The 25,438-nt window shown below is 69.5% G+C and carries 22 protein-coding genes and 1 tRNA gene; 18 read left to right on the top strand and 5 right to left on the bottom strand.

Annotated features, from left to right (window positions below; translation table 11 throughout):
• Nucleotides 1-1,389 precede the first annotated feature (1,389 nt).
• From L632_RS0111900 to zapE, 4 genes are all read left to right on the top strand, one after another.
• Nucleotides 1,390-2,643 (top strand): hypothetical protein, encoded by a 1,254-nt coding sequence (locus L632_RS0111900; RefSeq protein WP_028713299.1) that lies wholly within the window; start codon nucleotides 1,390-1,392, stop codon nucleotides 2,641-2,643.
• A 167-nt stretch (nucleotides 2,644-2,810) separates the two neighbouring features.
• The gene (locus tag L632_RS0111895) at nucleotides 2,811-4,121 is read left to right on the top strand and encodes an MFS transporter (protein ID WP_028716854.1); all 1,311 of its coding nucleotides are present in this window, start codon (nucleotides 2,811-2,813) and stop codon (nucleotides 4,119-4,121) included.
• Between the two features lie 283 nt (nucleotides 4,122-4,404).
• Nucleotides 4,405-5,010, top strand: coding sequence for a DUF6778 family protein (locus tag L632_RS0111890; protein ID WP_028713301.1), 606 nt, complete (start codon nucleotides 4,405-4,407; stop codon nucleotides 5,008-5,010).
• Between the two features lie 71 nt (nucleotides 5,011-5,081).
• A complete protein-coding gene (gene zapE / locus L632_RS0111885; protein ID WP_028713302.1) occupies nucleotides 5,082-6,182 on the top strand; it encodes a cell division protein ZapE in 1,101 nt (366 codons plus the stop codon).
• A gap of 241 nt (nucleotides 6,183-6,423) precedes the next feature.
• Here zapE and L632_RS0111880 read toward each other — a convergent pair whose 3' ends face one another.
• Together L632_RS0111880 and accD are read right to left on the bottom strand one after the other, a co-directional pair.
• The gene (locus L632_RS0111880) at nucleotides 6,424-7,692 is read right to left on the bottom strand and encodes a folylpolyglutamate synthase/dihydrofolate synthase family protein (RefSeq protein ID WP_084637840.1); all 1,269 of its coding nucleotides are present in this window, start codon (nucleotides 7,690-7,692) and stop codon (nucleotides 6,424-6,426) included.
• Between the two features lie 16 nt (nucleotides 7,693-7,708).
• A complete protein-coding gene (gene accD / locus L632_RS0111875; RefSeq protein ID WP_028713304.1) occupies nucleotides 7,709-8,641 on the bottom strand; it encodes an acetyl-CoA carboxylase, carboxyltransferase subunit beta in 933 nt (310 codons plus the stop codon).
• Nucleotides 8,642-8,753: 112 nt separating this feature from the next.
• Between accD and cls the strand changes: the two genes are divergently transcribed.
• From cls to L632_RS0111850, 5 genes are all read left to right on the top strand, one after another.
• Nucleotides 8,754-10,157 (top strand): cardiolipin synthase, encoded by a 1,404-nt coding sequence (gene cls / locus L632_RS0111870; RefSeq protein WP_232215698.1) that lies wholly within the window; start codon nucleotides 8,754-8,756, stop codon nucleotides 10,155-10,157.
• Nucleotides 10,158-10,168: 11 nt separating this feature from the next.
• A complete protein-coding gene (locus tag L632_RS0111865) occupies nucleotides 10,169-10,492 on the top strand; it encodes a 4a-hydroxytetrahydrobiopterin dehydratase (protein ID WP_028713306.1) in 324 nt (107 codons plus the stop codon).
• An 86-nt stretch (nucleotides 10,493-10,578) separates the two neighbouring features.
• Entirely contained in the window at nucleotides 10,579-12,312 is a 1,734-nt protein-coding gene (gene ilvD, locus L632_RS0111860) for a dihydroxy-acid dehydratase (protein ID WP_028713307.1), read from the top strand.
• An 11-nt stretch (nucleotides 12,313-12,323) separates the two neighbouring features.
• The gene (locus L632_RS0111855; protein ID WP_028713308.1) at nucleotides 12,324-13,109 is read left to right on the top strand and encodes a DUF6478 family protein; all 786 of its coding nucleotides are present in this window, start codon (nucleotides 12,324-12,326) and stop codon (nucleotides 13,107-13,109) included.
• 14 nt (nucleotides 13,110-13,123) lie between these two features.
• On the top strand, nucleotides 13,124-13,510 hold the full coding sequence (locus tag L632_RS0111850) for a hypothetical protein (protein WP_028716853.1): 387 nt from the start codon (nucleotides 13,124-13,126) through the stop codon (nucleotides 13,508-13,510).
• 33 nt (nucleotides 13,511-13,543) lie between these two features.
• Here L632_RS0111850 and L632_RS0111845 read toward each other — a convergent pair whose 3' ends face one another.
• Both L632_RS0111845 and L632_RS0111840 read right to left on the bottom strand, forming a co-directional pair.
• The gene (locus tag L632_RS0111845; protein ID WP_028713310.1) at nucleotides 13,544-14,263 is read right to left on the bottom strand and encodes a GNAT family N-acetyltransferase; all 720 of its coding nucleotides are present in this window, start codon (nucleotides 14,261-14,263) and stop codon (nucleotides 13,544-13,546) included.
• Entirely contained in the window at nucleotides 14,260-15,000 is a 741-nt protein-coding gene (locus L632_RS0111840) for a molybdopterin-binding protein (protein ID WP_028713311.1), read from the bottom strand. Before L632_RS0111840 ends, L632_RS0111845 begins: the two co-directional genes overlap by 4 nt.
• A 115-nt stretch (nucleotides 15,001-15,115) precedes the next feature.
• Here L632_RS0111840 and map point away from each other — a divergent pair, with 115 nt between their 5' ends.
• Nucleotides 15,116-15,919 carry a type I methionyl aminopeptidase gene (gene map / locus L632_RS0111835; protein WP_028713312.1) on the top strand — a complete coding sequence of 268 codons (804 nt, stop codon included), beginning with the start codon at nucleotides 15,116-15,118 and terminating at the stop codon, nucleotides 15,917-15,919.
• 170 nt (nucleotides 15,920-16,089) lie between these two features.
• Here the strand turns inward: map and L632_RS0111830 are convergent, their stop codons facing one another.
• Nucleotides 16,090-17,109 (bottom strand): LacI family DNA-binding transcriptional regulator, encoded by a 1,020-nt coding sequence (locus tag L632_RS0111830; protein WP_028713313.1) that lies wholly within the window; start codon nucleotides 17,107-17,109, stop codon nucleotides 16,090-16,092.
• A 97-nt stretch (nucleotides 17,110-17,206) separates the two neighbouring features.
• Here L632_RS0111830 and L632_RS0111825 point away from each other — a divergent pair.
• From L632_RS0111825 to L632_RS0111790, 8 genes are all read left to right on the top strand, one after another.
• Nucleotides 17,207-17,283: transfer RNA gene (locus tag L632_RS0111825), tRNA-Arg, on the top strand.
• 420 nt (nucleotides 17,284-17,703) lie between these two features.
• Nucleotides 17,704-18,168: a hypothetical protein gene (locus L632_RS0111820; protein ID WP_028713314.1), complete on the top strand. Its 465-nt coding sequence runs from the start codon at nucleotides 17,704-17,706 to the stop codon at nucleotides 18,166-18,168.
• A gap of 425 nt (nucleotides 18,169-18,593) precedes the next feature.
• A complete protein-coding gene (locus L632_RS0111815; RefSeq protein WP_028710893.1) occupies nucleotides 18,594-19,070 on the top strand; it encodes an Hsp20 family protein in 477 nt (158 codons plus the stop codon).
• Nucleotides 19,071-19,153: 83 nt separating this feature from the next.
• Nucleotides 19,154-19,657, top strand: a complete 504-nt coding sequence (locus tag L632_RS0111810) for an Hsp20/alpha crystallin family protein (protein ID WP_017998448.1) — start codon at nucleotides 19,154-19,156, stop codon at nucleotides 19,655-19,657.
• Between the two features lie 102 nt (nucleotides 19,658-19,759).
• Nucleotides 19,760-20,125, top strand: a complete 366-nt coding sequence (locus L632_RS0111805; RefSeq protein ID WP_028716852.1) for an SPW repeat protein — start codon at nucleotides 19,760-19,762, stop codon at nucleotides 20,123-20,125.
• Between the two features lie 98 nt (nucleotides 20,126-20,223).
• On the top strand, nucleotides 20,224-21,600 hold the full coding sequence (locus L632_RS0111800) for a DegQ family serine endoprotease (RefSeq protein ID WP_028716851.1): 1,377 nt from the start codon (nucleotides 20,224-20,226) through the stop codon (nucleotides 21,598-21,600).
• A gap of 20 nt (nucleotides 21,601-21,620) precedes the next feature.
• Nucleotides 21,621-23,474 (top strand): ATP-dependent zinc metalloprotease FtsH, encoded by a 1,854-nt coding sequence (ftsH, locus tag L632_RS0111795; protein WP_028716850.1) that lies wholly within the window; start codon nucleotides 21,621-21,623, stop codon nucleotides 23,472-23,474.
• A 199-nt stretch (nucleotides 23,475-23,673) separates the two neighbouring features.
• Entirely contained in the window at nucleotides 23,674-25,305 is a 1,632-nt protein-coding gene (locus L632_RS0111790; protein WP_028712271.1) for an acyl-CoA dehydrogenase family protein, read from the top strand.
• The last annotated feature ends 133 nt before the right edge of the window (nucleotides 25,306-25,438 follow it).

Here is a 25,438-nt window from a genome sequence, read left to right as displayed (position 1 = left end):
CGGGGTGCGGGTGGTGACGCAGAAGGTCGAGGCGACCACGAATGCGCGGGGCGAATGGGCGCTGGCGCTGATCGTGAACGGCGAGGGCGAGACGGCGGGCACGAGCTGGACCATCGAGGGCTACAACCAGTATGTGGCCAAGGTCTTCGAGGCGAAGGCGCTGTTTCTGGCCTCCGGCCTGGAGATCACCCTGGGCGACCTGGAAAAGACCAGCGCNCAGAACCTGAAGGCGGCGCGCGAGGCCGGCCTCGCCCGGCTGATCCTCGCCGCCGATTACGACAGCTATCAGGCCATGCCGGAAAACCAGAGGCGCCACAACGACCTCGTGGTGGTGGACGGGCGCGAGTCCCCGCCGGCGATCCAGGGCACGCTGGAGCGCGCGCTTTTCGACGGGGTGACGCGCATCTGGCATGGGGGTCGGCCGGCCGCGCTGCTGGATGCCCGCGGCGTGACCCTGATCGAGGGCGCGCCGCCGGCCGTGGCGCCGGCCGTCACCCGCCAGCCGGGGATCCTGCCCGAAGGCGCCGGGATCGGCGACAGCATCGCACTGGATCTGGGCGCGGCCGAGGCCACGCCCCCGGCGGCGGCGAGCTGGGACCTGACCCTGAACGGCAGCTCGGTCCGCGACCGGCTCGACCCGGATCTGCGCATGGTGCTGTCCGAACCGGGCGAATATGCGCTTGCCGTCAGCTGGAGCAATGCGGCGGGAACGGCGGAGGCCGAGACGGCGCTGCTGCAGGTGGCCGCGCCGCAGGCGACCAGCATCGATTACTCGCAGGCCGCGGGCTACCTGCACCCGGGCGCGGCCTATGCCGGCACCGCCGCGGCGGTGACCGGGGTGACGAATGGCGGCAATGGCGGCTGGAACCTGGCGGCGACGGGTTCGGGCAATGCCATCGCCATGACCCCGGCCGGGATCCGGTTCGAGGACGGGCGGTCGCTGCAGGCGGGCGGGCTGACCACCGGCGGCATCGACGCGGCTTTCATCGTGCTGCGCATGGTGATCGACAGCTACGGCTCGGGCGTGGCGCAGCTTTTCGCCGCCAATCCCAGCGGCGGCACCTTCGCGATTCACAACAACAACGGCACGCTGCAGGCGCGCTATCATGACGGGACGCCGCGCACCATCGCGCTTGGCCCCGTGCCCTATGGCCAGGAATTCGTGGTCGGGATCGAGATCGACAATGCCGCGCAGCGCGTCCGCGCCTATACGCCGTCGGGCGCGATGCTCTCGGAAACCCCGGCCGGCACGCCGGGGCTGAATTACGTCACCGTCCGCACCGGCCAGTATGTCCGCGGCACGCTGATGCGGGCGGCGCTGTTCGCCCGGCCGGCCGGCGGCGCCTTTGCCGCCGGTTTCGAAGAGGTGATCGCGGATTTTCGCTCGGCGTGACGGCGCCGGGGAATACCGTCGATCTGATGCTGGCCCGCGGCCAGTCGCTGGCGCTTGGCGCGAATTTCGGGCCCGATCTCGCGCCGAACGGCCAGCGGTGGCGCGAGGTGTTCGGCGGCGCCGCCAATCCCGGCGCGCTCATGCTGACCGGGCTGCGCCGCGCGGATGGCGTGGCGGTGACGCATGTCGCCAACCCGCTGCTGGCCGGCTATGACCCCGCCGTCCCTGCGGCGGGATATGGGCCGATGCTGGTGCAGGGCTCGGTTCCCGAAGGCGCGGTCCTGGCCTGCGCCATGCTGCGCGACGGGCTGGCAGGGGCGGTCGCCTTCCAGTTCCACGATGCCGGCGGCCAGTCGATCCAGAACCTGGACGACGATCCGGGCTCGGGGGCCGAGGGCGTGGTCACGCCCCATGCCAATGCCGAGCTGTGGCTGGCCGAGGCCGTGCGGGTCTTTGCCGCCGAGGGCAAGGCGATCCGGGTGCCGCGCATCTTCCTGAACCAGGGCGAGGCCGATGTCGCCCGTCCGCGCGGCTGGTGGTCGGCTGCGGCCGAGGTCACCTGCGGGCAGATGGTCGAACAGGTCCGGCGCCGGACCGGCCAGGCCGAGGCGCCGGTGCTTTTCGTCCAGCAGACCGGCGGCTACATGATGGGCGCGGCGACGAACCTGCATCATTGCAAGCTGGACCAGCTGGATTTCGTCCGCGCCAAGGGCGGCGTGCTGGTCGGGCCGCTTTACCCCTACAAGATCGACAACAGCGACGACAAGGGCGTCCACAAGCTCTGGTCCGAATATGTCCGCGCCTATGAGGTCGGGGCCTGGGCGGCAGCCGAGGTCGCGGCGGGCCGGGCCTGGAACCTGCTGCCCGGCCCCGCCACGCGGACGGGCGACCGGATCGCCATCCCCGTCTCGGTCCGCGAGGACGAGGCGCTGACCATCGCGCCCGGGTTTTATGCCGATTACGGCGGCGATCCGGAGCATCTGGGGCTTGAGGTCACGGGCGGCGGCGCCATCATTGCCGCCGGCGTCTCGGGTGGGACCATCCTGCTGGACGTCGCGGGCCCGGTCACGGCGGTGCGCTATGCCATGCAGCGCGACCCGACCGATTACCGGAGGCTGACCGATGCCGCGGGCTGCGGCTATGGCGCGCATCGCGGGCTGATCCGCAGCACGCTGACCCGGACCGTGTCCTGGGGCGGCATGGAATTCGCGCTGGAACGCTGGCTGCCAAGCTTCGAGGTCGCGCTTTAGCGGGGCCTTCGCGCGAAGGGGCCGTCCCTCGGGGCGGCCCTTTTTCCTCCGGCCTGCGGTCCGCGCTGCATCACCTTGCGCGAAACAGCCCGGCCGGGCGCGTTTTCCTGTGGACATGGCGGCGAGCGTCGCAACACTGCGCCGCAGCCCGATCAGCGGAGAAAGCCATGAACCTGACCATCGACGAGGCCCTGACCCAGGGCGGCGCGGGCCGTTTCCAGCAGCGCCTGCTGGGCATCTTTGGCCTGGTCTGGGCGGCGGACGCGATGCAGGTCATCGCCATCGGCTTCACCGCCGCCTCGATCGCGGCGAGCTTCGGGCTGACCGTGCCGCAGGCCCTGCAGACCGGGACGCTGTTCTTTCTGGGCATGTTCGCGGGGGCGACGCTGTTCGGGCGCATCGCCGACCGGGTGGGACGGCGCAACGTGCTGTTCCTGACGGTGGGCTGCGACGCGGTCTTCGGGCTCGCCTCGGTCTTCGCGCCGGACATCTGGTCGCTGATGCTGGTGCGCTTCCTGACCGGCATGGCGGTCGGCGGCACGCTGCCCGTGGATTACGCCATGATGGCCGAATTCCTGCCGCCCCGGAACCGCGGCCGCTGGCTGGTCTGGCTGGAGGGGTTCTGGGCCATCGGCACCATCGCCATCGCCCTGACCGCCTGGATCGCGCATCTGGCGGGCGCGGCCGAGCCCTGGCGCTGGATCTTCGCCGTCGCCGCCCTGCCGGCGCTGATCGGCATCTGGCTGCGGCTCTGGGTGCCGGAATCGCCGATGTATCTGCTGCGCAAGGGCGACGAGGCCGGGGCGCGGGCGGTCGTCGACCGGGTGCTGACCGCGAACGGCGCCCGCGCCCTGCCGCCGGGCACCCGCCTGACCGCGCCGCCCGTCACCGCCGAGGCGCGGCTTTTCGGCCCCGAGCTGCGCAACCGCAGCCTGGGCATCTTCGCCGCCTGGTTCCTGGTCTCGCTGTCCTATTACGGCGTCTTCGTCTGGCTGCCGGCAGAACTGGCCAAGGGCGGCTTCGGCTTCGTGCGCGGCTATGGCTTCCTGGTGCTGATGGCGCTGGCGCAGCTGCCGGGATATGCGCTGGCGGCGCATGGCGTGGAACGCTGGGGCAGGAAGCCCACCCTGCAGATCTTCCTGCTGCTCAGCGCAGGGGGCTGCTTCCTCTTCACCCTCGCCGTCAGCCCCTGGCTGGTCGCCCTCGCGCTGCTGCTGATGAGCTTTGCGCTGCTGGGCACCTGGGGCGCGCTCTATGCCTATACGCCCGAGCTTTACCCGACCGGCCTGCGCGGCACCGGCATGGGCACGGCCAGCGCGGTGGCGCGGGTGGGCGGGCTGCTGGCGCCCTCGCTCATGGGCTATGTGGTGGCGCGCGGCTTCGGGGTCGCCATCGGCGTCTTCGCGGCGCTGCTGCTGCTGGCCGCCATCGGCACGCTGTTCATCCGGGCCGAGACCCGCAACCAGTCCATCGTCTGAAACCGCGCAGCCGTCACCCGCGATGCGGCCGGACACCCTTCCGGCCAAGACCGCTTCATGCGAAGCGAATCTCTTGCGCATTGGAAATCCACGATTACTCTCGCGCCGGACCGGAGACATTCCCTCCGGTCGCGGGGCGCGGCGCAACCCGTCCCTTGCGGGAGGCGCTTTTCTGATCCAGCCGTTTTCAGAAACAAGATCATGCCAGAGGCCTTGGCGCAATTTCCAAACCGCCGGCCACGCGGCCGGCCCGTCATTCATTTCCCGAACGAGGAGCCATTCCATGTTGAAACCCGCCCTTCTGGCGCTTGGCCTGACGCTTGGCCTTGCCGCCTGCTCGAACACCTGGGAAACCGCCTATGAACAGCTCGACCCGGCGCAGACCGCCAGCTGGCGCGTCGCCTCGGTCGATGTCGCGGTGCCCGAGACCCTGACCACCAGCGAGGAAAACAGCTACACCCCCGATTTCGACATCGTCTGGCATGGCGAGCCGGCCGGAGACCGCCGCGCCCAGGCCGCCGCCATCCTCCGCGAAGGCATCGAGAAGGGCGCCGCCGGCCTGCGCGGCAAGACCCGCGTGCGCATCGTGGCCACGCTGGGCCAGTTCCATGCCATCACCCCCGTCGTGCGCGAGAACCTGCAGAATTCCGGCGTGCACAACATCCAATACAGCGTGCAGGTCTTCGATGCCCGCACCGGCGCCGCACTGACCGAGCCGCAGCCGGTCAAGGCGGAATTCCCGGCGCTGGTCGGCGCCGCCGGGGACGAGGCGGATGCCCGGGGCCTGACCCAGCGGGTGCAGATCGTGAACCAGATCGCGCTGGTGACGCAGAACTGGCTGGGCACCGGTCCCGATCCGCGCGGCAGCTTCCAGCGCCGCGGGCGCTGAACCTTAGCGAAATCGACGGAAATCTCCGGCCGGCCCTTGCGGGCCGGTCCTTTCTTTGGCAGGGGGCGGATATGGCAAGCGTATCCGAACTCTACGAGGCCCGCGTGGCGACGGGCCGGCTGGCCCCCGATGCGGCGCAGCGCGGCGTGCTGCCGGTGCTGGACCGGCTGGTGCGGGACCTGACGGCCGCGCCCGCCGCGGCGCCGCAGAAAAAGGGCCTGCTGTCGCGGCTGCGCGGCGCCGCTCCGCCGCCGGCGCCGGCGGTCAGGGGCATCTATCTCTGGGGCGGCGTGGGCCGCGGCAAGTCCATGCTGATGGACTTGGTGATGGAGGCCGCGCCGGTCGCGGCCAAGCGTCGGGTGCATTTCCACGAATTCATGCAGGAGATCCAGGCGGCGCTGGAGGGGGTGCGCAAGACCGGCCAGCAGGACGCCGTGCGCCCGGTGGCGCTGGCGGTGGCGCAGCAGGCGCGGCTGCTCTGCTTCGACGAGATGCAGATCACCGACATCGCCGATGCGATGATCGTCGGCCGGCTGTTCCAGGTGCTGTTCGAGGAGGGGGTGACCGTCGTCACCACCTCGAACCGGGTGCCAGAGGATCTTTACAAGAACGGCCTCAACCGCCAGCTGTTCCTGCCCTTCATCGCGCTGATCCGCGCGAGGCTGGAGGTGGTCGAGCTGGCCAGCGCCACCGATCACCGCCAGAACCGCGACGAGGGCGGGCAGGTCTGGTTCATCCCCGCCGACACCGCGGCGCATGACCGGATGGACGCGCTGTGGCGGCAGGAAACCGCCGGCGCGGCGGCCCCGCCGCTGCTGCTGGAGGTCAAGGGCCGCGAGGTCGAGATCCCGCAGCATGCCGGCCGCATCGGGCGGGCAAGCTTCTGGGACCTTTGCGGCAAGCCGCTGGGACCGGCCGATTACCTGGCCATGGCCGAGGCGCTGGACCTGCTGTTCATCGACTCGATTCCGCGGCTGTCGCAGTCGAACTATAACGAAGCCAAGCGTTTCGTGACGCTGATCGACGCGCTTTACGAGGCGAAGGTGCGGCTGATCGCCAGCGCCGCGGACGAGCCCGAGCGGCTTTACGCCGAGGGCGAGGGCGCCTTCGAGTTCGAGCGCACCGCGAGCCGCCTGCGCGAGATGCGCGATGCCGGTTGGGGGCGGGCCTAGCGGCGTGATGCGCGGTCCAGGGGGGCTCCGCCCCCGGCCTTCGGCCTCCCCCGGGGTATTTGGAAAACAGAGAAGATGCCGTCCGTTGTCCGGGCCTCCGGGCTGGGCGTTTTTGACCGGGCCTGTTCGCCTTGGGCGGCGCCCCGGGCAAATCCCGGCTTTCTCCGTTTTCCAAATACCCCGGGGGAGTCCCGCAGGGACGGGGGCAGAGCCCCCGACCTCCGCCGAAGGTGGCGCCGGCCTAGCCGTTCTCGCGCAGCACCTGGCCGGCGAGGTAGAGCGAGCCGCAGATCAGGATGCGCGCGCCGGGCTGGTCCGCCGCCAGGCGCCGCACTGCCGCCAGCGCATCGGGCGCGGTCGTGGCGGCGAGCCCGACCGAGGCGGCGGCGGCGGCGGTGTCCTCGGCCGGCAGGGTGTTCGGCTCGCCCGGGATCGCCACGGCGGTCAGGCTTTGCGCCGCCTCGGCCAGCGGGCGCATGTAGCCCGCGACGTCCTTGGTGTTCAGCATGCCGCAGACCAGATGCGTGGGCTTCTTCGCCATGGCCGCGAGGGTCGCCGCCACCGCCTCGCCGCCCGCCGGGTTGTGACCGCCGTCGAGCCAGAGTTCACAGCCTTCTGCCGCCTCGACCAGCGGGCCGCGGCTCAGGCGCTGCATGCGGGCCGGCCATTCCGCCTCGGTCACGGCGGCGCGGGCCTCGATGCGGCCGAAGCCCAGTTCGCGCAGCGCGGCGATGGCGGTGCCGGCATTCACGATCTGATGCGGGCCGGGCAGGGCGGGCAGCGGCAGGTCCATCAGCCCGTGCTCGTCCTGATAGATCAGCGCGTCGCCCTCGCGCCGGCTGTCCCAGTCCTGGCGGGCGATGCGCAGCGGCGCGAAGAGCCGCTCGGCCTTCTGCTCGATCGCCTCGCGGGCGACGGCCTCCTGCGGGCCGACGATGCAGGGCACGCGGCGCTTGAGGATGCCGGCCTTTTCGCCGGCGATCTCGGCCAGCGTTTCGCCCAGATATTGCGTGTGGTCGATGCTGATCGGGGTGATGACGGTCAGCAGCGGGTCGTCGATCACATTGGTTGCGTCCAGCCGGCCGCCGAGGCCGACCTCCAGCAGCGTGTAGTCGGCGGGCGTGCGCGAGAAGGCGAGGAAGGCCGCCGCCGTGGTGATCTCGAAGAAGGTGATCGGCGCGCCGGCATTCGCGGCCTCGCATTCCTCCAGCGCGGCGGCCAGGTCCGCCTCGGGGATCAGCTCGCCCGCCAGGCGGATGCGTTCGTGGAACTGCGCCAGATGCGGCGAGGTATAGGCATGGACCCGCAGGCCCGCCGATTCCAGCCCGGCGCGGATCATCGCCTGGGTCGAGCCCTTGCCATTGGTGCCGGCGATGTGGATCGCCGGCGGGATGCGGCGTTCCGGGTGGCCGAGCGCGGCCAGGATGCGGTGCATCCGGTCCAGCGACAGGTCGATGACCTTGGGATGCAGCTGCATGAGCCGCGCGAGAATGGCGTCGGAGGAGGTCATCGCGATGTCGTCCGGCTCAGGCGGAGGCGCTGTCGGCGGCGGCTTCGGCGCGCGGCGGGGCGATGTTGCCAGGCGCGGGCAGATCGCCCACCACCGGCGCGGGCAAGCCGCCCAGCATGCGCAGGATCGAGATCAGCTCCTCGCGCAGCTTCTTGCGATGCGTCACCCGGTCCAGCATGCCGTGTTCCAGCAGGTATTCGGCGCGCTGGAAGCCCTCGGGCAGCTTTTCGCGGATGGTCTGCTCGATCACCCGCGGGCCGGCGAAGCAGATCAGCGCGTTCGGTTCCGATATCTGGATGTCGCCCAGCATGGCGTAGCTGGCGGTGACGCCGCCGGTCGTCGGATGGGTCAGCACGACGATATAGGGCAGCCGCGCCTCTTTCAGCATCTCGACGGCGACGGTGGTGCGCGGCATCTGCATCAGCGACAGGATGCCCTCTTGCATGCGCGCGCCGCCGGCGGCCGAGAACAGCACCAGCGGCCGCTTCAGCTTCACCGCGCGCTCGGCCGCGGCGATGATGGCGTTGCCGACATACATGCCCATCGAGCCGCCCATGAACGAGAAGTCCTGCGCGGCGGCGACGATGGGGGTGCGGCCCATCTCGCCCTCGGCGACCAGCATCGCCTCTTTCTCGCCGGTGGATTTCTGCGCCGCCTTCATGCGGTCGGGGTATTTCTTCTGGTCGCGGAAGCCCAGCGGGTCGGCGACCGGCTCGGGCACCTTCACCTCGTTGAAGACGCCGCCGTCGAACAACGCCGCAAAGCGCAGCCGGGGCGAGATCGCCAGGTGATGGTCGCAATTCGTGCAGACGTTCAGGTTGTCCGACAGTTCGCGGTGGAACAGCATGGTCCCGCATTCCGGGCATTTGGTCCACAGGTTCTCGGGCACCTCGCGGCGCGAGAACAGCGAATTGATGCGCGGACGGACATAATTGGTGATCCAGTTCATCGGCGGGCCCCTGCGCTCTGTTCAGGGGCTCAGATATGCAAAGCGGTGCCGAATTGCAATTCCGCGCTGTCCGGGCTTTCATGGCGGCATGTGGACCGAAGCCCTTGTGTTCATGCATTACGCAGCCGCGCTGGCCGTTTCGGTGCGCGTGCTGCTGCGTCCGCGACTGGAGCCGACGGTCCGGCTGTCATGGATCCTGGTGATCGAACTGGTGCCGCTGGTCGGCATCCTGGCCTATGTGCTGTTCGGCGAGATCCGCATGCGCAGCGCCGAGGTCGAGACCATGGCCAATGTGCGCTCGCACCTGTCGGGCCTGTGGCAGCCCAGCCCCGAAGAGCTGAAGGTCCTGCCCGATTTCGCCGCCCCCGTGATCAAGGCGAATCACGCCACGACCGGCTTTGCCGCCGTCGCCGGCAACCGCGCCGCGCTGCTGCCCGAGGACGACAGCGCCATCGCCGCGCTGGTCGAGGCCATCGACGGCGCGACCGAGCATGTGCACATGCTGTTCTATATCTGGCTGGACGACCCTTCGGGCCGCGCGGTGGCCGAGGCGGCGATCCGCGCTGCCGGGCGCGGCGTCAAGGTGCGGGCGATCATCGACGCCTTCGGCTCGCGCGCCTTCGGCCGTTCGGAATCCTGGGCGCGGATGAAGGCGGCGGGGGTGGAATGCGTCGAGGCGCTGCCGCTGAGCATCCCGGTGATCGGCGGCCTCTTCCAGCGCATGGACCTGCGCAACCACCGCAAGATCGTGGTGATCGACCATGTGCTGGGCTTTACCGGCAGCCGCAACTGCTCGGACCGGGCCTTCGCCATCAAGCCGCGCTACGCGCCCTGGATCGACGTGTTCCTGGCCATCGAGGGGCCGGTGGTGCGGCAGATGCAGGCGGTCTTCCTGCAGGACTGGATGAGCTATACCGGCGAGGACCTGGGCGAGATGCTGCGCATGACCCGCCCGGTCACCGCGCCGGGCGAGGTGGCGCAGGTCGTCGCCACCGGCCCGGACGAACGCCAGGGCTCGCTGTCGGACTGCATGGCGACGATGATCCATGCGGCGCGCGAGCGGCTGGTGATCACCACGCCCTATTACGTGCCCGACGCCTCGCTCGATTCGGCGATCCGCACGGCGGCGCGGCGCGGCGTGGACGTGACGGTGATCCTGCCCGAGCGCAACGATTCGCTGGTGGTGCAGGCCACCTCCGAGGGGTTCTATTACGGGCTGGTCTCGGCCGGGGTGAAGCTTATGCTGTTCCGCGACGGGCTTCTGCATTCCAAGATCATCAGCGTCGACGGGCGCATGGCGATGCTGGGCAGCGCCAACATGGACCGCCGCAGCTTCGAGCTGAATTACGAGATGAACATGCTGTTCCTGGGCGGCGACGTCACCGAACGGCTGGACGAGCGCCAGCAGAGCTATGTCGAGCGCGCCCGCCCGCTGAGGCTGGATGAGATCCGCGGCTGGTCGGTCTGGCGGCGGCTGCGCAACAATCTTCTGGCGCTGGCGGCGCCGATCCTGTGACGGAGGAGACGATGACCGGACTGGACAAGGAAAAGATCGTGGACGGTGCGCCGGCGCTGGCCGGGGACGAGTTGCGCGCGGCCTTGGCCGGCCTGCCGGAATGGCGGCTGGCCGAGGACGGCAAGGCGATCCGCCGCGAATGGCGCTTCAAGAGCTTCAAGCGTGCCGCGCAGCTGGCCAACCTGGCCGCCTGGCAGGCCGAGGCGGCCAATCACCATCCCGACATCGCCTTCGGCTGGGGCTTCGCCAGCGTCACCTATTCCACCCATTCGGCGGGCGGCGTGACGCGGAACGACCTGATCATGGCCGCGCGGCTGGACGCGGCGGCGGGCTGACGGCCGCGCCGCCGGCCTCGCGGGCCAGAGCCTCTTGCCCCGGCGGCAGGCTGGGCCTATCCAGAATCCAGCCAGAGGATGCCGCCATGAAAAACACCCGCTTCGACAAGTCGTCTCTGCCGAGCCGCCATGTCACCGAAGGGCCGTCCCGCGCGCCGCAGCGCAGCTTCTTCTATGCCATGGGCATCACCGAGGAGGAGATCCATTCCCCCTGGGTCGGCGTCGCCACCTGCTGGAACGAGGCGGCGCCCTGCAACATCGCGCTGAACCGGCAGGCGCAATCGGTCAAGCAGGGCGTCAAGAAGGGCGGCGGCTGCCCGCGCGAATTCACCACCATCACCGTCACCGACGGCATCGCCATGGGGCATGAGGGGATGCGTGCCAGCCTCGCCAGCCGCGACGCCATCGCCGACACGGTCGAGCTGACCATGCGCGGCCATTGCTATGACGCGCTGGTGGGGCTGGCCGGCTGCGACAAGTCGCTGCCGGGCATGATGATGGCCATGGTGCGGCTGAACGTGCCCAGCGTCTTCATCTATGGCGGCTCGATCCTGCCCGGTCGCTTCCACGACCGCGACGTGGTGGTGCAGGACGTGTTCGAGGCGGTGGGCCAGCACGCCGCCGGCAACCTGCCCGATGCCGAGCTGGAGCTGCTGGAGCGCGTCGCCTGCCCCTCGGCCGGGGCCTGCGGCGGGCAGTATACCGCCAACACCATGGCCTGCGTCAGCGAGGCGATCGGGCTGGCGCTGCTGAACAGCTCGGGCGCGCCGGCGCCCTACGAATCGCGCGACCAGTACGGGCTCGCCTCGGGCGAGGCGGTGATGGCGCTGATCGAGAAGAACATCCGCGCCCGCGACGTGGTGACCCGCAAGGCGCTTGAGAACGCGGCGCGGGTGGTGGCCTGCACCGGCGGCTCGACCAATGCCGGGCTGCACCTGCCGGCCATCGCGCATGAGGCCGGGATCGAATTCGACCTGTTCGACGTCTGCGACATCTTCCGCGACACGCCCTATTTCGTGAACCTGCGCCCCGGCGGCGATTACGTCGCCAAGGACCTGTTCGACGCGGGCGGCGTCCCCGTGGTGCTGCGCGAGCTGCGCAAGGCCGGGCTGATCCACGAGGATTGCCTGACCGCCTCGGGCCGCAGCATGGGCGAGGAGCTGGACCTGATCGCGCGCGAGGCGGACGGCAAGGTCATCCACCCGGTGACGGCGCCGCTGTCCCGCACCGGCGGCGTGGTCGGGCTGCGCGGCAACCTCGCCCCCGACGGCGCCATCGTGAAGGTCGCGGGCATGGCGCCCGAGGACCAGGTCTTCACCGGCCCGGCCCGGGTCTTCGACTGCGAGGAGGACGCCTTCGAGGCGGTGATGCGCCGCGACTATGCCGAGGGCTGCGTGATCGTCATCCGCAACGAGGGCCCGGCCGGCGGTCCCGGCATGCGCGAGATGCTGGCGACCACGGCGGCGCTGTCGGGGCAGGGCATGGGCAAGAAGGTGGCGCTGATCACCGACGGGCGGTTTTCCGGCGCCACGCGCGGCTTCTGCGTCGGCCATGTCGGCCCCGAGGCGGCGCATGGCGGCCCCATCGCCCTGTTGCGCGACGGCGACATCATCACCATCGACGCGATCCGGGGCGAGATCTCGGTGGCGCTGTCCGACGAGGAACTGGCGCGGCGCCGCGCGGAATGGCCGGGACCGCGCAAGACGGATTATGCTTCGGGCGCGCTGTGGAAATACGCCCAGCTCGTCGGGAAGGCCCGCTACGGCGCCGTCACCCATCCCGGCGCGGCGGCGGAAACCCATGTCTACATGGATCAGTGACAGGCGGACGCATGGCAATACGCCCTCGCAAATGGCTTGAGCGCAAGACCCGGGAACGGGCGCTGCGGCAATGGACCCGGCTGGCCGAGGGGGTCGAGACCCTGGGCCCCGCCCGCCTGCGCCACCTGCGCGAGGAGGCGCTGGACCTGCGCGGCAGTCTCGACCGCTTCCTGATCCGGGCCGACCGCCGCGCGGCGCGCTCGCGCGCGGCGCTGGACGCGCTGCACCTGCCGGGCGGCACCGACTGGCGCTGGCGGCCGGGCTTCCTGGCCGGCCAGGTCTCGCCCCGCGGCGTCGCCGGGCCCGAGAATGGCGGCCGGCTGGGCGACGGCGCGGCGGTCTGGCACGATTGTCCCGAACGCGCGCTGATCCTGGAGCAGCTGGCCAATACCGGCGCCACCGACCTGTCGCCCTTCGGCATCAGGCTCGAGGTTTTCGGCTTTGCCGGCAGCTTCCTGTCGCTGTCGATCGATCTGCCGACCAGCGCGCTGCAGGGCCTGACCCGCAGCCATATCCTGCGGCTGGAGACCGGCATCATGGCCGAGCGGGCGATCAACGTCTATGCGCGGCTGAACATCGGCCACGGGCCGAATATCGACGAGGTCACGCTGCAGCTGCACAGCTTCGAGCCGGGGCATTACAGCCAGCAGGTGGCCGAGTTCGACCTGGCCTATACCCAGATGAACGAGAAGCGGCTGGAAAAGATCTGGCTGGACCTGATCTTCGAATCGCCCCGCATGAACGCGGTCGAGATCCGCGAGCTGTTCTTCTCGCGCCATCTGCGGGCCGAGTTCTGACCAAGGAATGTCCCATGAACGAGTTTGAATCCCTGGGGTTGAAAAGCGGCATCTGGCAGGGCGTGATCCATCGCGACGCCCCGCCGGGCCGGCTGGTGCTGGTGCATATGGGCAGCCGCGTGGCCGAGGCCCGCGTCACCGCCGAGGCCGAAGGCTGCTGGCGCGTCGCCGCCGCCATCCCGGCCGAGCGGCTGTCGGACGGGGTGCAGAGCTTCCTGCTGCTCGAGGATCAGGGAAACGAGGGCGAGCCGCCCCAGCCCGGCGCCCTGCATCTGGGCAGCCTGACGCTGGTCGCGGGCGAGCTGCTGGATGCCGACCTGCTGGCCGAGCTGGGCCTGATGCGCAGCGAGCTGGAACTGCTCAAGAAAGAGCTGCGCCGCCTGGCCTCGGAACCGGCCTGAACGGGGCCGCGGCCAGACCCCGCGCGGCCCGGCTCAGTCCTTGCTCCAATAGCCATAGCCGCCCAGCTCGGCGAAGCCCAGCCGGTCATAGACCGCCAGCGCGCCGGCATTGTCGCGGCTGACCGCCAGCGCCAGGCGGGTCGCGCCCTGCGCCTCGGCCCAGGACGCCGCCATGCGGATCAGCCAGCCCGCCACGCCCATCCGGCGCAGCGCCGGCACGACCTCGATGGCATGGACCATGGCGACCGGCCCGTCCAGCGCCACGAAGGCGGCCCCGGCGGCGCGGTCCTGCACCCGTCCCAGCAGCGCGGTCTTGGGCAGGGCGACGCGCTCCATCACCGCCTGCCGGGCGGCGGTGACGTTGCCGTCGCTCCAGATGTCGCGCTGCATGGCGAGCGGCGGCCAGATCTCGAAACTGGACAGCGGCGGCACCGGCCGGGCGGTCAGCGCCGCGCAATCGGCGGCCAGGATCGCGGTCGGCGTGCCGTGGCGATAGCCCCGCGCCGCCAGCGCTTGCGCCAGGGCCGCGTCGCTGTCGGCGACGCGGAACATCGGCCGCTCGTCCCAGCCGCGCTGGATGGCCTCGGCGCGGGGGATGTCGGCCGGGTCCCAGTCCGGCCGCGCGGCCCGGGCCGAGCTGACGCGGCCGCCGCCGCCCCGGCCGCGTCCGACCAGAAAGCCGCCCGCCCCGGCATATTCGGCCGCGGGCCAGGTGCTCTCGAAGGCGCGGGCGATATCGGGATCGGCAATCACATCGCAAGCCTTTCGCGCAGGGCGGTCATGGCGTCGGTGACGCGCTGGCCGTCCAGGCCGCGGATCACCAGGCTGGTGCCGTAGCGCTGGCCGCGCTGGAACGGATAGGAGCCCAGCGACAGGTCCGGGAAGTCGTCGGCCACCGCCCGCAGCTCGTCGGCCACGTCGGATTCCGGGCGCAGCACCTCCAGCGCCTCGCTGACCGAGGGCCGTCCGGTCGGCAGCTCCGGCACCACGGCCTCGACCATGGCGCGGAACACCTCGGGCACGCCGGCCATGACATAGGTGTTGCCGATATGGAAACCCGGCGCGGCGGAATAGGAATTCGGGATCAGCCGCGCCCCCAGCGGGATGCGGGCCATGCGCAGCCGGTTGCCGGTGACCTCGACGCCGCGCGCCTGCCAGCGTTCGACCATGACGCGCCGGGCCTCCTCGTTGATCTCGATGCCGGTGCCGAAGGCCGCGGCCACGGCATCGGCGGTGATGTCGTCATGCGTCGGCCCGATGCCGCCCGAGGTGAACAGCAGGTCCCAGGCGCCGCCCAGCGAGCCGTCCAGCGCCCGGATCGCGGCGACGATCTGGTTGTGGTCGTCGCCGACGATGCGCATCTCGCGCAGGTCGACGCCGATGCTGTTCAGGACCTGCGACAGGTAATGCGCATTGCCCTCGCGGGTGCGGCCGGACAGGATCTCGTCCCCGATGACGAGAATGGCGGCGGTGGGATTGTCGGACTGCATCGGCGCGCTGCTCCTGGCGATCTGGCTCTCTCGGGGAAATGTATAGGTCGGCGCGCAGGGCTGGAACAAGTGGCGCCTTGGGTCTATCTGTGAGGCAGGAGATCACGAGGACGACATGAACGACGCACGCCAGACCCGCGAGGGCATCCGCATCCACGAACCGCAGGACTTCCAGGGCATGCGTGCGGCCGGGCTGATCGCGGCGCAGATCCTGGACGAGGTCGGCCCGCTGGTGCGGCCCGGCGCCACCACCGGCGCGCTTGACGATTTCATCCGGGACCGGGTCGGGGAACTGGGCGCCACCAGCGCCACGATCGGCTATCGCGGCTACCAGCATGCCAGCTGCATCAGCGTGAACCACGTCGTCTGCCACGGCATTCCCGGCGACAAGATCCTGGCCGAGGGCGACATCCTGAACATCGACGTGACGGTGATCGTGGACGGCTGGTATGGCGACAGCTCGCGCATGTATGTGGCGGGCAAGCCCAGCGTCAAGGCGCGGCGGCTGATCCAGGTCACCCATGACGCGCTGATGCGCGGCATCGAGGCCGTCCGCCCCGGCGCCACCTTCGGCGATATCGGCTGGGCGATCCAGTCCTATGTCGAATCGAACCGCATGTCGGTGGTGCGCGACTTCTGCGGCCACGGCCTCGGCCGCAGCTTCCACGCGCCGCCGAACGTCCTGCATTTCGGCCGCCCCGGCAAGGGTCCGGTGCTGGAGGAGGGCATGTTCTTCACCATCGAGCCCATGGTGAACCTGGGCCGTCCCGAGACCAAGATCCTTGCCGACGACTGGACGGCCGTCACCCGCGACAAGTCGCTCTCGGCCCAGTTCGAGCATTCGATCGGCGTCACCGCCGACGGCTGCGAAATCTTCACGCCTTCGCCCAAGGGCCTGTTCTTCCCCGATCTGGGCTGACCGCCGGCCCGGCTTCTTCGTTCCGGAAATACCCATGCGCCCGCGCAACCGTCGCTGCCGTATGGGTATTTGTGCAACAGAGAGAGCGCAGGCCGGCGCGCGAAGGCTGGCTGCGGCGCCTGTTTCCCCGTTCGAGAAATGCCCGCGCATCGCCGCCCGCCGGCGCGGCGTCAATGCTTGCGGATCGTTTCGCCCGGCATGATGGTCGGGGCCAGGGCGATGATGCCGTTCTCGGGGCGCGGCTCCTTGCCGGCGACGATGCGGGCCGCACGCCGGCCGATATCGATGCGCCGCGCGTCCGTGGTGGTCAGCCGCATCGGCAGCCCGTCCAGCAGCTCGACGCCGTTGAAGCCCGCAAGCCCCAGCCTGCCGGGGATGTCATAGCCCTTTTCCATGCACCACAGAAGCCCGCCGGCCCCGATCATGTCATTGGAGAAATACAGGAAATCCAGATCCGGCTCGCGCGTCAGGATGCGCTCGGTCAGCTCGCGGCCCTTGTGCAGCGACGAGCCGCCCTGGTAATATTCCCGCGCCGCCAGCTGCACGCCATATTCGCCCAGCCGTTCCTCGAAACCGGCCAGCCGCTTGCGGGCGCGATGGTCCTCGGGCATGTGCGTGCCGATGAAGCCGATGCGGCGATAGCCGGCGGCCAGGATCTCGTCCGCCATCTCGGCCCCGGCGCGGCGATGGCTGATGCCGACGGCGGTGTCGATGGGCGCGCCGTCCACGTCCATGATCTCGACCACCGGCAGTCCGGCATTGTCCAGCATGGCCCGCGCGGCCTTGCTGTGCTCGAGCCCGGCGAGGATCACCCCCGAGGGCCGCCAGCTGAGCATGTCGTAAAGCACCGCATCCTCGCGCGAGGGGCTGTAATTCGTCACCCCCACCACCGGCTGCAGCCCGGTATCGTCGAGCTCGGCCGAGATGCCGCCCAGCACGTCGGGAAAGACCATGTTCGAGAGCGAGGGGATGACCACCGCGACCAGGTTCACGCGCTGGCTGGCCAGTCCGCCGGCGATCTTGTTCGGGACATAGCCGAGGGTGCGGGCGGCGGTCAGCACCTTCTCGCGCGTCGCGGCCGAGACGTCGCCGCGGTTGCGCAGCACGCGGCTGACGGTCATTTCCGACACGCCCGAGGCTTCGGACACATCGCGCAATGTCAGGGGGCGGCGGGATCTTTTCGTGTTCATCGCAACTACCGGGACGCAATCATGTTATCGTTATCGTTTCCGTCCGGTCGCGGCAAGCTTGCCATTTTCCTGATCAGAGGGCAAAAGAGGCCAGAACGGCCCCGTGGCTCAACTGGATAGAGCAGCCCCCTCCTAAGGGGCAGGTTGCAGGTTCAAATCCTGCCGGGGTCACCATCGCCTTGTTTTGGCGCTGATAACTCGCGTTATTTTCCTCCTTTCTGGAACTTGATCTCGGAAGTTGGAACTTTCTGTTCCCATCCGTCTGCGACAACGCGGTTTATTTCCGGGACCAGGCCCCGTTGAGGGTCATCTGGCGTCATCAACAGGTTGCTCAACGGAAAGCTTTCCTGACTGTCCCGAAAGCATGTCGGGCGTCTGCAATCAAGGGCCCCGAGCTCGATAGGCCGACGACCACTCGCGGTCCTTGTCAGCCACAAGCACCGTCGACGCCGCCTGCTGCCGATATCATGAGGATTGCGCGCAATATCCTGTGATTTCAGCGAGGTCGGATCGGTGCAGGGGCTTGACCTGAGACGGGGCTGGGCCAAACTTTCCTTATGAAAGGGTTTCGTTCAGACTGATGCCGAGGGTTTTATGACGGACACATATCTCTCTGCCGCCCGCGATCTGGTGATCGAGGGGATGCGCGAAAGCCAGGTCGCCCTGTCGTCCGAGCTCGAGTTTCATCTTGCCTCGACGCTGGCGCGCTACATGCACCGTCCCATCGCGCCCGACCGGCTGACGGTGCGGCTGATGGATGCGGCGCAGAGGCAGGCGGGAAAGGGCGAGTCGCGCCAGATCGGGGACGAATGCCTGATCTCTTGCGCCTTCTTCGCGGCGCGGCTGACGCGGCGGGGCGGCACCATCGTCCATTACGCGGGGCTGGGCCAAAGCGCCTATGAGATCGCCGGGATGCCAGATGTCGCCCATGGCTTTCCCGACATGCTTGATGTGCTGCAGGCCAGCAGCCCGCATGTCGAGGAGCGGCCTTTGCCGTCCAGGGATGGCGAGGCGGAAGAGCCGAGGATCCTGCTGCTCTCGCCGAGGTTCAGGCACTGATCCCGACTTGTTCCCGGCGGTCCGGCCCGGCTGCCTCAAGGATGGCCACCCTTCGTCCGGCGACGCGGCTGACAGGGGATGCCCCGCACCGATCATGGCCTTGTCGGCATGGCGCCAGCCCCATGCCAGCTCCTCGACCCTCGCCTGTTCCAGGCGATCAGCGGCTCACCGGCGGCTGCCGGAACCGGCCTGATATCCGAGTCGCATGGCGGTTCTCCGGGCCCGCATCAGCCAGCCAGACAGGGGCTTTCCGGGCGCACGAAAGAGGCCGCATTCGCGGCGCTTTCATCCCCTTGAACCGCCATTTCCTCGCCCTAAATCGTGGATCGCCGGAAGCCTCGAACGGGGCCGGCATGCCGGGGCGGATGCAACGGCACCGCACGGCGAAAGACTTGTATCCATGTTGCTCAACGGAGGATGTGGCTATGAGAACCACTTTCGATTTTTCCCCTCTCTACCGGTCGAGCATCGGTTTCGACCGGATGCTGAACGCGCTGGAAGCGGCAAGCCGGGTCGAGACGGTCGACAACTGGCCGCCCTATGACATCGCCAGGACCGGCGGGGACGACTATCGCATCACCATGGCGGTGGCGGGCTTCTCGCCCGACGAACTGGCCATCACGCAGGAACGGACCGTTCTGACGGTGACCGGCCGCAAGGCTGGCGAGGACAAGGGCGAGTATCTGCATCGCGGCATTGCCGAGCGCAGCTTCCGCCGGCGCTTCCAACTCGCCGATCATGTCAGGGTGACCGGCGCCGAACTGCTGAACGGGCTGCTGACGATCGACCTGCGGCGCGAGATCCCCGAAGAGATGAAGCCGCGCCGGATCGAGATCGCCCCGGCCAAGGCCCTGCCCAAATCCCAGCCGCAGCAGGTCGAGACCGGCAAGCAGGCCGCCTGAGGCCCTGTCACCGCACGATCCCCGTCGGCCGCCGGGCAGCGCCCGGCGTTTCCGGCAACCTGTTGCCATGAAGGAGGAAAATCATGAATGTCCGTGATCTGATCCCCTGGAACCGCAATGGCGGCAACCAGCTTCCCACCGCCTTCCGCGACGGCGACCGCGATCCCTTCCTGTCGCTGCATCGCGAGGTGAACCGGCTGTTCGACGACGTCTTCCGCGGCTTCAGCCTGCCCGCGGTCGGCACGGTCCCTGCCTTTGGCGGCGGCTGGCCGAGCGTCGAGATCTCCGACAACGAGAAGGAGATCAGGGTGACGGCCGAGGTGCCGGGCCTTGACGAGAAGGACATCGAAGTCCTGCTGGATGACGGCGTGCTGACGCTGAAGGGCGAGAAACGCTCGGAGGTCGAGGATAAGGACCGGCAATTCTCGGAACGCTTTTACGGCCGTTTCGAGCGCCGTATCCCGCTGGGCGCCGAGATCCGCGAGGACGAGGTCGATGCGCATTTCAGGAACGGCGTGCTGACCGTGACCCTGCCCAAGACGGAAAAGGCGCAGTCGCAGGTCAAGCGCATCGCCATCAAGGGCTGAGCCATCGCGGCGGCGACAACCGCCGCCGCCGCATCCAGCCTTCCCCCGCAGGGGAAGGTCCATTGACGGGATCACCAAGCAACCGACAAGGAGGAGTGAACGATGCTGAAATCCCTGTCTCTTGATCGCCGGACGGCATTCGACATCGCCAATGTCGTTGCCAGTCTCGGTCTTCTGCTGTCGCCCTGGTATCTCGGCTTCGCGGCCGAGACCGCCGCGGCGTGGAACGCCTGGCTCGTCGGGGCCGCGATGACGCTGATCGCGCTGGCCGCGCTCTTCGCGTTCCACAGGCTTGAGGAATGGGCCAATGTCGCCCTTGGCCTCTGGGCGGTGATCGCGCCCTGGGTCCTGGGCTTCGCGACCCTCGCGGCGGCGATGTGGGTGCATGTGATCGCCGGTCTGGTCGTCGCGATCCTGGCGGGCGTCAGCCTGTGGTCGGGCGACGACCGGCCCTATTCGACAGCGTGACGTCCCGAACGGCCCGGCAACCCGCCGGGCCGTTTTCTTGTTCTCCGTCTGGTCTCGGGCGAGAAGGGAAATCACCACCGATCAAACGGAGATTGCCGATGTCGATGAAAATCCCCCGACTGCGCGCGGCCGTCATCACGCTGTGCACGATCCTGGCGCTGGTCGCGCCGCCCCAAGCGGCTGTCGGGCAGCCCATGCCCGAGGCTGGGGGCGGTATTCCCACCATCGCCCCGATGCTGTCGCGCGTGACCCCGGCGGTGGTCAATATCGCGGTGGTTTCGGAAACCCCGGCAGTATCGAACCCGCTTTACAACGATCCCTATTTCCGCCGCTTCTTCGATCTTCGCGACCCGCCGATGCGGCGGCAGATGAGCGCCGGCTCCGGCGTGATCGTCGATGCCGAAAACGGCTATGTGCTGACCAACCATCACGTCGTCGCCGAGGCCAGCGCGATCAGCGTCACCCTGAAGGACGGGCGCCAGTTCCGGGCCGAGCTCGTCGGCGCCGACCAGGCCACGGAAATCGCCCTGCTGCGGATCGAGGCCGAGGATCTGGTCGCGCTGGAGATCGGCGATTCCGACCGCCTTCAGGTCGGCGATTTCGTCGCCGCCATCGGCAACCCCTTCGGACTGGGCCAGACGGTGACCTCGGGCATCGTCAGCGCGCTGGGGCGCAGCGGCATCAGCCGCGAGGGCTACGAGGATTTCATCCAGACCGACGCCTCGATCAATCCGGGCAATTCGGGCGGCGCGCTGGTGACGCTGGACGGCAGGCTGGTCGGCATCAACACCGCCATCCTGACCCCGGCGGGCGGCAATATCGGCATCGGCTTCGCGGTGCCCAGCAACATGGCCGTCGCGGTGATGCGGCAGCTGATCGAGCACGGCGAGGTGCGGCGCGGCAGGCTGGGCATCGGCATGCACGACCTGACGCCCGACCTGGCCGAGGCGCTGGAGCTGGGCGGCATCCACGGCGCGGTGATCGCGCATGTCGAGCCCGGCTCGCCCGCCGAGAAGGCGGGGCTGAAGGCGGGGGACGTGGTGACCGCTGTCGACGGCGCCCCGGTGCAGGGCGCCACGCATCTGCGCAACCGGCTGGGCCTGACGCCCGTCGGCAGCACCATCCGCCTAACGGTCAGGCGCGAGGGGGAGGCGCGGGAGGTCGCCCTGACCATCACCGCCGATGCGACCTCCTCCGGTGATTTCGCCGGCACGCCGCTGGATGGCGCCCGGCTGCGCAACGCCTCGGCGGAGGAGGCGCGCCGGGCGGGGGGTGCCGGGATCATGGTCGACAGCGTCGAGCCGGACAGCCTTGCGGCCTGGATCGGCCTGCGCCGCGGCGACATGATCGTCGCCGTCAACCGGACGCCGGTTTCCTCGGTCGCGGATTTGCGTGGCATGCTTGCCGGCCGCCGTGCCATCGTGGCGCTGGAACTGATCCGCGACGGCAACCGTCTTTTCATGGTCGCGAGATGAACAGGAGCGGCGGCATGGACATGAACCCCAGGACGCAATTCAACATCTGGTATTGGGTGGCCGCCTTCCTCGTCCTGGCGGCATTCCAGTATGTCTTCACCGCCGCCAATCAGGTCGCGCAGATCCCCTACAGCCAGTTCGAGGCCTATCTGCGCGAAGGCCGGATCTCCGAGGTCGCGGTTTCCGACCGCTTCATCCAGGGCCGCTTCATCGAGCCGGTGGACGGCCGCCCGATGTTCGTCACCACCCGGGTCGAGTCCGACCTGGCCCGCCAGCTTCAGGAACACGGCGTCACCGTCACCGGCCAGATCGAAAGCACCTTCCTGCGCGACCTGCTGTCCTGGGTGGTGCCGGTCCTGCTGATCCTCGGCATCTGGATCTTCGTGATCCGGCGCATGGGCGCGGGCATGGGCGGCGGGCTGATGCAGATCGGCAAGTCCAAGGCCAGGGTCTATGTCCAGTCCGACACCGGCGTCACCTTCGAGGATGTGGCCGGCGTGGACGAGGCCAAGGACGAGCTGAAGGAGATCGTCGATTTCCTGCGCGACCCGCAGGGTTACGGCCGTCTGGGCGGGCGGATGCCCAAGGGCATCCTGCTGGTCGGCCCGCCCGGCACCGGCAAGACCCTGCTGGCCCGCGCCGTCGCGGGCGAGGCGGGGGTGCCGTTCTTTTCCATCTCGGGTTCGGAATTCGTCGAGATGTTCGTGGGCGTCGGCGCCGCGCGGGTGCGCGACCTGTTCGAGCAGGCCCGCACCAAGGCCCCGGCCATCATCTTCATCGACGAGCTGGACGCGCTTGGCCGCGCCCGCGGCATCGGCCCGATGTCCGGCGGCCATGACGAGAAGGAACAGACGCTGAACCAGCTTCTGGTCGAGCTGGACGGCTTCGACCCCTCGACCGGCCTCGTGCTGCTGGCGGCCACGAACCGCCCCGAGATCCTTGATCCGGCGCTGCTGCGCGCCGGCCGCTTCGACCGGCAGGTGCTGGTGGACCGGCCCGACAAGCAGGGCCGGGTGCAGATCCTGAACGTGCATCTGAAGAAGGCGAGGCTGGGCCCCGATGTCGAGCCCGAGAAGATCGCCGCCCTGACCCCCGGCTTTACCGGCGCCGATCTGGCCAACCTGGTCAACGAGGCGACGCTGCTGGCCACGCGGCGCAATGCCGATGCCGTCACCATGGAGGATTTCAACAACGCCGTGGAGCGCATCGTCGCCGGTCTGGAAAAGCGCAACCGGCTGCTGAACCCGCGCGAGCGCGAGATCGTCGCCTATCACGAGATGGGCCATGCCCTGGTCGCCATGGCGCTGCCGGGCGTCGATCCGGTTCACAAGGTCTCGATCATCCCGCGCGGCATCGGCGCCCTGGGCTATACCATCCAGCGCCCGACCGAGGACCGCTTCCTGATGACGCGCGAGGAACTGCACGACAAGATGGCGGTGCTTCTGGGCGGCCGCGCGGCCGAGCATGTCGTCTTCGGCCATCTGTCCACCGGGGCCGCCGACGATCTGGTCAAGGTGACCGACATCGCCCGCGCCATCGTCACCCGCTATGGCATGTCGGACCGGCTGGGCCATGTCGCGCTGGAGCGGGACCAGCGGTCCTTCCTTGCGACCGACCAGCCCTGGTATGGCCCGCAGGAGCGCGCCTATTCCGACGAGACCGCCGCCGCCGTGGACGAGGAAGTGCGCCGCATCGTGGACGAGACCTTCCGGCGGACCGTCGCCCTGCTGGAGGAGCGCCGCGATCTGCTGGAACGCACCGCCCGCCGCCTGCTGGAAAAGGAAACCCTGGACGAGCAGGAAATGGCCGCGCTTGTCGGCGGCGGGCAGGGCGCCCCGGGCGCCGAAGGCCGGGACCGGACGGCCCGGGCCTGACGTGCCTTGCTGATCCGGCGCCGGGGCAGGCGGGCGGCTCATGCCTGCTCTCTGGCCAGGCGCAGGACATTGCGCGCGCGCCGCCGACGATGAGGTGGCGAATGTCGTCCGGCATGACGGGCGCCGGACTCTGCTGACTCGCGATGCGCGGCGGTTCCGGGCTAGGATCGGACAGATGCGCAAAAAGGAGGCTCTGGCGATGCATCTCGACCCCGTTGCCGATCTGGGGACGCATGAGGTCCTGAACCAGCCGGCGGATCCCGGCGACCGCGACCTGTGGCGCGACGATCCGCTGCTGCGCGCCATGATCGAGGCCGGCGGCGCGCAGACCGAATGGCCGGCGCATTACGGCGCGCTGCTGGGCCGGGCCGAGATGCGCGAGGCGGGGCGCGACGCCAACCGCCACCCGCCCGAGCTTGCCCTGTTCGACAGCGGCGGCAGGCGGCTCGACGAGTTGCGCTTCCATCCCGCCTGGCACCGCTTCATGCGCGATTCCGTTGCCGCGGGCTACCATTCGGTGGCCTGGGAGGGCGGGACGGCCGGGCACCTGACCCATGCCGCGATGGTCTATCTGGCCAGCCAGGTCGAGCCGGGCCATTGCTGCCCGCTGACCATGACCTATGCCGCCGTGCCGGTGGTTTCGGCGGCGCAGGATTTGCCCGGCGACTGGCGCGCCGCGCTTCTGTCGCGGCGCTACGATCCCGCCGTGCGGCCGCTGGGCGACAAGCAGGGCGCGCTGCTGGGCATGGCGATGACGGAAAAGCAGGGCGGTTCCGACGTGCGCGCCAATACCACCCGGGCCGAGCCGGACGGCGGCGCCTGGCGGCTGACCGGGCATAAATGGTTCTGCTCGGCGCCGATGTCGGACGGATTCCTGACGCTGGCGCAGACCGGGCGCGGGCTGACCTGCTTCCTGGTGCCGCGCTGGCTGGAGGAGGGGCGCAACGCCATCCGCATCCAGCGGCTCAAGGACAAGCTGGGCAACCGCTCGAACGGCTCGGCCGAGATCGAATACCAGCGCGCCCTGGCCTGGCAGATCGGCGAGGAGGGCGACGGCATCCGCACCATCGTCGAGATGGTCCATCACACCCGGCTCGACACCGCCATGGCGCCGGCCGGGCTGATGCGGGCGGCGCTGCGCGAGGCGCATCACTGGACCGCCCATCGCAGCACCTTCCAGCGGCGGCTGATCGACCAGCCGCTGATGCGCTCGGTGCTGGCCGATCTGGTGCTGGACTGGCAGGGCAGCCTGGCCCTGGGCCTGCATGTCGCCGCCAGCTTCGACGGGCGGGGCGACGAGGATCGCGCCTTCGCCCGCATCGGCGTGGCGCTGGCGAAATACCTGTCGAACAAGCTGTGCCCGCAGGTCGTGGCCGAGGCGATGGAGGTGCTGGGCGGCATGGGCTATGTCGAGGACACGCCGCTGCCGCTGCTTTATCGCGAGGCGCCGCTGAACGGCATCTGGGAAGGTTCGGGCAATGTCATCTGCCTGGACGCCTTGCGCACGCTGGCGCGCGAGCCGCTGGCCGCCGAGGCGCTGGCGGCGCGGCTGGACCAGGCCGCCGGGCTGGACCGGGCCTATGACGCGGCGCTGGCGGCGCATCGCGACCGCTGGGCGGGCGGCGTGCCCGAGGCCGAGGCGCGCTGGTTCGTCGAGCGCAGCGCCCTGCTGCTGACCGCCGCCGTGCTGTTGCTGCATGGAGAGCCGGATCTGGCGGGCGCCTTCGTCCGCACCCGCCTGGACGGCGAGCGCGGCCGCACCCCGGGCACCATTCCCGCGCCGATGGCCGGGCGCATCCTGGCCAAGGGCTTCCCCGCCGCCGAGGCCTGAGGGCAGGGCAGGGCAGGGCAGGGCAGGGACGGGACGGGTGCGGCGCCCGGCTTCCTTCGCCCCCTGCGGCCGGTCACATGACAGCCACGGCTTTCGTGCTAGCATCGGCGTGACGGCCGGTTGCCGGAGGAGA

Source organism: Paracoccus sp. J39 (genome assembly GCF_000518925.1).
Lineage (GTDB): Bacteria > Pseudomonadota > Alphaproteobacteria > Rhodobacterales > Rhodobacteraceae > Paracoccus.
Note: the sequence above shows the minus strand (reverse complement) of the source record. Positions and strands in the feature narration are given on the sequence as shown.

What these genes read in the sequence shown, in the direction of transcription:
- L632_RS0111895 (WP_028716854.1), top strand. Translation starts at nt 2,811, where the DNA reads ATGAACCTGACCATCGACGAGGCCCTGACCCAGGGCGGCGCGGGCCGT.
- L632_RS0111890 (WP_028713301.1), top strand. Translation starts at nt 4,405, where the DNA reads ATGTTGAAACCCGCCCTTCTGGCGCTTGGCCTGACGCTTGGCCTTGCC.
- zapE (WP_028713302.1), top strand. Translation starts at nt 5,082, where the DNA reads ATGGCAAGCGTATCCGAACTCTACGAGGCCCGCGTGGCGACGGGCCGG.
- L632_RS0111880 (WP_084637840.1), bottom strand. Translation starts at nt 7,692, where the DNA reads ATGACCTCCTCCGACGCCATTCTCGCGCGGCTCATGCAGCTGCATCCC.
- accD (WP_028713304.1), bottom strand. Translation starts at nt 8,641, where the DNA reads ATGAACTGGATCACCAATTATGTCCGTCCGCGCATCAATTCGCTGTTC.
- cls (WP_232215698.1), top strand. Translation starts at nt 8,754, where the DNA reads ATGCATTACGCAGCCGCGCTGGCCGTTTCGGTGCGCGTGCTGCTGCGT.
- L632_RS0111865 (WP_028713306.1), top strand. Translation starts at nt 10,169, where the DNA reads ATGACCGGACTGGACAAGGAAAAGATCGTGGACGGTGCGCCGGCGCTG.
- ilvD (WP_028713307.1), top strand. Translation starts at nt 10,579, where the DNA reads ATGAAAAACACCCGCTTCGACAAGTCGTCTCTGCCGAGCCGCCATGTC.
- L632_RS0111855 (WP_028713308.1), top strand. Translation starts at nt 12,324, where the DNA reads ATGGCAATACGCCCTCGCAAATGGCTTGAGCGCAAGACCCGGGAACGG.
- L632_RS0111850 (WP_028716853.1), top strand. Translation starts at nt 13,124, where the DNA reads ATGAACGAGTTTGAATCCCTGGGGTTGAAAAGCGGCATCTGGCAGGGC.
- L632_RS0111840 (WP_028713311.1), bottom strand. Translation starts at nt 15,000, where the DNA reads ATGCAGTCCGACAATCCCACCGCCGCCATTCTCGTCATCGGGGACGAG.
- map (WP_028713312.1), top strand. Translation starts at nt 15,116, where the DNA reads ATGAACGACGCACGCCAGACCCGCGAGGGCATCCGCATCCACGAACCG.
- L632_RS0111830 (WP_028713313.1), bottom strand. Translation starts at nt 17,109, where the DNA reads ATGAACACGAAAAGATCCCGCCGCCCCCTGACATTGCGCGATGTGTCC.
- L632_RS0111820 (WP_028713314.1), top strand. Translation starts at nt 17,704, where the DNA reads ATGACGGACACATATCTCTCTGCCGCCCGCGATCTGGTGATCGAGGGG.
- L632_RS0111815 (WP_028710893.1), top strand. Translation starts at nt 18,594, where the DNA reads ATGAGAACCACTTTCGATTTTTCCCCTCTCTACCGGTCGAGCATCGGT.
- L632_RS0111810 (WP_017998448.1), top strand. Translation starts at nt 19,154, where the DNA reads ATGAATGTCCGTGATCTGATCCCCTGGAACCGCAATGGCGGCAACCAG.
- L632_RS0111805 (WP_028716852.1), top strand. Translation starts at nt 19,760, where the DNA reads ATGCTGAAATCCCTGTCTCTTGATCGCCGGACGGCATTCGACATCGCC.
- L632_RS0111800 (WP_028716851.1), top strand. Translation starts at nt 20,224, where the DNA reads ATGTCGATGAAAATCCCCCGACTGCGCGCGGCCGTCATCACGCTGTGC.
- ftsH (WP_028716850.1), top strand. Translation starts at nt 21,621, where the DNA reads ATGAACCCCAGGACGCAATTCAACATCTGGTATTGGGTGGCCGCCTTC.
- L632_RS0111790 (WP_028712271.1), top strand. Translation starts at nt 23,674, where the DNA reads ATGCATCTCGACCCCGTTGCCGATCTGGGGACGCATGAGGTCCTGAAC.